The 1,107-nt window shown below is 66.7% G+C and carries 1 protein-coding gene; it reads left to right on the forward strand.

Annotated elements, in window-relative coordinates; all coding sequences use genetic code 11:
• On the forward strand, positions 1-1,107 hold a 1,107-nt coding region (locus tag BUB20358_RS27935), incomplete at both ends, for an ABC transporter ATP-binding protein (protein ID WP_174905187.1).

Genomic DNA, 1,107 nt, shown 5'->3' on the forward strand with positions numbered 1-1,107 from the left:
GGCAAGTCGACGCTGCTGCGGATCATCGCCGGGCTGATCGAGCCGACCGGCGGCGAAGTCACGTATCTGGGCAAGCCGCTGCGCGGGCCGGCCGAAGGCGTCGCGATGGTGTTCCAGACGTTCGCGCTGTTTCCGTGGCTGACCGTGCTGCAGAACGTCGAAGCGGGGCTCGAGGCGCTCGGCGTCGGCGCGCGCGAGCGGCGCGAGCGTGCGCTGGCCGCGATCGACCTGATCGGCCTCGACGGCTTCGAGAACGCGTATCCACGCGAGCTGTCCGGCGGCATGCGGCAGCGCGTGGGCTTTGCGCGCGCGCTGGTCGTCGATCCAACGATCCTGCTGATGGACGAGCCGTTCTCCGCGCTCGACGTGCTGACTGCCGAGACGCTGCGTACCGACCTGCTCGACCTGTGGACGCAGGGCCGCATGCCGATCAAGTCGGTGCTGATCGTCACGCACAACATCGAGGAAGCGGTGTTCATGTGCGACCGCATTCTCGTGCTGTCGTCGAATCCGGGCCGCGTGATCGCGGAAATCAAGGTGCCGTTCAAGCATCCGCGCAACCGGCTCGATCCGACGTTCCGCAAGCTGGTCGACGACATCTACGCGAAGATGACCGCGCGCCAGATCGGCGAGACGACGAAGAAGGGGCTGGAGCTGGGCAGCTGGCTGCCGCGCGTGTCGACGAACCTGATGGCCGGCCTGATCGAGACGCTCGCGATGGCGCCGTATCACGGCCGAGCCGATATGCCGGAAATCGCGCGCACGCTGCACCTGGAAGTGGACGATCTGTTCCCGATCGCCGAAGTGCTGCAGTACCTGGGCTTTGCGGACGTGCGCGAAGGCGACGTGTTCCTGACGCCGCCGGGGCGCGTGTTCGCGGAGTTCGGCACGCAGGAGCGCAAGCTGATGTTCGCCGATCATCTGCTGAAGCACGTGCCGCTTGCCGCGCGGATCAAGAAGGTGCTGAACGAACGGCCGGGGCATCGCGCGCCGCGCGTGCGCTTCGAGCAGGAGCTCGAGGATTTCCTGTCGGACGGTGCGGCCGAGGAAACGCTCGATGCGGTGATCGATTGGGGGCGTTACGGCGAGATCTTCTCGTACAACGAC

The sequence above is a fragment of the Burkholderia dolosa genome, from assembly GCF_902499135.1.
Lineage (GTDB): Bacteria > Pseudomonadota > Gammaproteobacteria > Burkholderiales > Burkholderiaceae > Burkholderia > Burkholderia dolosa.